Origin of the sequence: Kitasatospora nipponensis, from assembly GCF_039528135.1 — a bacterium.
Lineage (GTDB): Bacteria > Actinomycetota > Actinomycetes > Streptomycetales > Streptomycetaceae > Kitasatospora > Kitasatospora nipponensis.
Genome location: NZ_BAAALF010000369.1, coordinates 1 through 3,089, shown reverse-complemented (window position 1 = coordinate 3,089; position 3,089 = coordinate 1). Strand labels below are relative to the sequence as shown.

4 protein-coding genes are annotated in these 3,089 nt (G+C 71.9%); all 4 read left to right on the top strand.

Annotated elements, in window-relative coordinates; genetic code table 11:
- Positions 1–42 precede the first annotated feature (42 nt).
- A complete protein-coding gene (locus ABD323_RS40235; RefSeq protein ID WP_344447075.1) occupies positions 43–966 on the top strand; it encodes a hypothetical protein in 924 nt (307 codons plus the stop codon).
- A 62-nt stretch (positions 967–1,028) separates the two neighbouring features.
- Positions 1,029–1,220 (top strand): hypothetical protein, encoded by a 192-nt coding sequence (locus ABD323_RS40230; RefSeq protein WP_344447074.1) that lies wholly within the window; start codon positions 1,029–1,031, stop codon positions 1,218–1,220.
- Positions 1,217–2,368 (top strand): DnaB-like helicase N-terminal domain-containing protein, encoded by a 1,152-nt coding sequence (locus ABD323_RS40225; RefSeq protein ID WP_344447073.1) that lies wholly within the window; start codon positions 1,217–1,219, stop codon positions 2,366–2,368. Before ABD323_RS40230 ends, ABD323_RS40225 begins: the two co-directional genes overlap by 4 nt.
- A 198-nt stretch (positions 2,369–2,566) precedes the next feature.
- The coding region (locus ABD323_RS40220; RefSeq protein WP_344447072.1) for a DUF4913 domain-containing protein at positions 2,567–3,089 on the top strand (523 nt) is incomplete at its 3' end.

Sequence of the window (3,089 nt, the reverse complement as noted above, 5' to 3'; positions counted from 1 at the left end):
CATCGCCAAGACCGCCAGCCGTGACGACTTCGGGCTGTCGGCATGAGCGCCCCGCGGCTCCGGTCGCTGTCGCTCGGCGCTGGGGTCCAGTCGACCTGTCTGCTGCTCCTGGCAGCCGAAGGCCATCTCCCCGGCCTGGATGTGGCGATCTTCGCCGACACGGGCTGGGAGCCCCGCTCCGTCTACGCCCACCTGGACGGGATCGAGCGGGAGATCGCCGAGCCCGCTGGCGTCCCGATCCTGCGAGTGTCCTCCGGCAACATCCGCGACGACGCCCTCGACCCCTCCAAGCGGTTCGCGTCGATGCCGCTGCACATCCTCAACCCCCGAGGGACAGAAGGGATGTCACGTAGGCAGTGCACGGGCCAGTACAAGATCCGCCCGATCAAGGAGCAGGTCCGCCAACTGCTGGGCTACCCGTACCCGCGGCGGATTCCGGCCGGGGTGTTCGTCGAGCAGTGGATCGGCATCTCGGTGGATGAGGTCCACCGCGCCAAGGACGCGGACGTCGCCTACATGAAGAACAGGTTCCCCCTTCTGGAGCTGGGCTTCTCCCGCTCCGACTGCGTGCGGTTCCTGCGCTCGCGGGGGCTCGGTGAGATCCCCAAGAGTGCGTGTCTCGGGTGTCCGTACCACGGCAACTCCCAGTGGAGGCAGCTGCGCGACAGCTCGCCAGAGGAGTGGCAGGACGTCGTGGAGTTCGACCACGCCATCCGCAAGGGCAACGCGCGGGCCACAGCGCAAGGCACTCCGCTGCTCGGCCAGGCGTACCTGCACCGCTCGCGGCGCCCGCTCGACCAGGCGCCGATCGACCGGGTCACGGCCCATGAGTGGTCCGGGCGCCAGGGCGACATCTTCGACGCCATCGCGGACGCCGAGCTGGAGAACGGCGACGCGGACGGCTGCTCGCCCTGGGCCTGCCGCTCCGGCTCCCCCGTGCCCGACGGCTTCGACCTCACCGCCTGAAATCCCTTCACCCCAAAGCCTATTCGGAGTACCCGATGTTCTCGAAGAACCCCTCATCGCCCGTGCCTCGCCCGGATCGCCTGGCCGGTTCGCCTGTCGTCGGTCGCGGCAGCCAGTGGTGGCTGGTCACCGGCAGCGGAGCGATCCTGTCCACCGACCCGGTCTTCACCGGCGAACTGGACCGCTTCGCAGCGGCGATGGCTGCCGCCGACCAGGCCGTCGCCGAGCTGCGCGCAGACCGAGGCCGGCGGTGAAGCCGCTGCTGCGGGCCGAGCAGGCCGTGCTCGGTGCCGTCCTGCTCGACCCCGGCCAACTCGCCTCGCTGGCCTGGCTCGAACCCGGCCACTTCTACCGGCCCACCCACCGGGCACTGTTCGCCGCGATGCGCGACCTGCACCACGCTGGGCAGCCCGTCCTGGTTGCCAAGGGCAACGTCCCGCTGGACTGGGTGGCCGGCGCAGTGGCCCAAGCGAGCCGCAACGTCCATGGCCTGAGCCCGAGTTACACACACACGTTGATCGCGGCGTGCCCGCGCACCAGGCACGCCGCGATGTACGGGCGGATGGTGCTGGAGGGCGCGATCCACCGCACGATAACCGAGCACGCCGTACGCCTGCACCAGGCCGCCCGCGCCGACGCCCTTCGGGGCGAGGTCGACGATGCGCTCCACCAGGCCGACGTCCTGGCCGGCGTGCTCAGCGAACTCGCCCGCCGCTGGGGCACCCAGCCGCGCCCCACCGCCCGGCCCTCGGCGGAGACCCCTGCCCCCGTTCCGGCGGTCGGGGAGCGGGTTTTCCAGGACGAGCAGCTGCTGCTGGAGGTACTGACCAACCAGCCCCGTGCGATGGACGAGGTCATCGGCTGGCTGCGGCCCGCCGACTTCGCCGACCACGCCCACGGCCAGCTCTACCGCTGCCTCGGGGCGCTCCGCCACCGCGGTGAGCCAATCGACGAGGTCACCGTGCTCTGGGAGGCCCAACGGCGCGGACTCCTTGCCGACGGCACCCTCACCCCCGACGCCGTGCGCGACCTGTGCGCCGGAGCCGGCGCCGGATCCGCCGAATACCTCGGCGAACAGATCCTGCGCTCCTCACTGACCCGCACAGCCGCCACCAGCGCCACCGCGATCCGCGCCGCCGCCGAGAACGAGGCCCTGGCCCCCGGCCAGCTCATCAGCCACGCCCTGCACGCACTCTGCCGACTCGACGAGGTCCGCACCCGATGGCGCGCCGCCACCGCCCCGCCGGCCTCGACCACCGCCCAGTCCCCGCTGTCTCCCACGGCCCGCGTCGCCGCCGCCCAGGCCCGCAGCCGAAGCCTGCAACCGACCAGCCGGGCTCCCGCCCCGGCTACCGCCCGGACCGCACCGGCGACCGCACAGAGCGCGCGTCACCACTCGTGATCGCCACCCCGTTCTGCCCATGTCCACGCCTCGCCCACCTCGACGCCCTCAGCCTGACGCGATGAGATCCGAGCCCCGCAGCGCCCAACTCCTGCGCCGCCGGCCACCCCTAACGCAGATTCCCGGCCGCGCCAAATCACCGAATCCCCGGATCCTCTTCCTCGTGCCGTCCTCCCACAGAGCCAGGAGCAACCCGCCTTGTCCGACCCCGCCCAGGGCACCCCCGAAGAGCCCTTCCGCGTGCCCGACGACGACCTCGACGACCTCGCCACCACGCTCGCCAAGACCATGGCCGAGGTCCGCCAGCACGGCGTCCTCCTCGACCGCCTCAGCTCCGAGGACCACACCGCGCCCGAAGCCCAGATCCCCAACCTGCCCGCCACCGGGGCCGAGGAGGACGCGGGCCCGACGTCCGTGTTCATCCTCGCCTTGGGCGGCCCGGAGTACGACGCCGAGATGGCCGCGCTGCGCGACTGGGTGAACCACCTCCTCCTGCCCGTCTACGGCCGGGAGATCAGCACCATCCGCCCCTGGTGCGCACAGTGGGAGCAGCACGCCGAGGCGGTCGCCCGCCTGCATGGACTGTGGCTGGCGTGGCAGCAGTTGACCGATGTCGAAGCCGGGCTGTCCGGACCCAGCACGTGGCACCGCGACCACCTGGACCAGACCCTGGTCCATCTGCGCGCGCCCGACGGACCGTTCGCCGCCTGCACCACCTCGG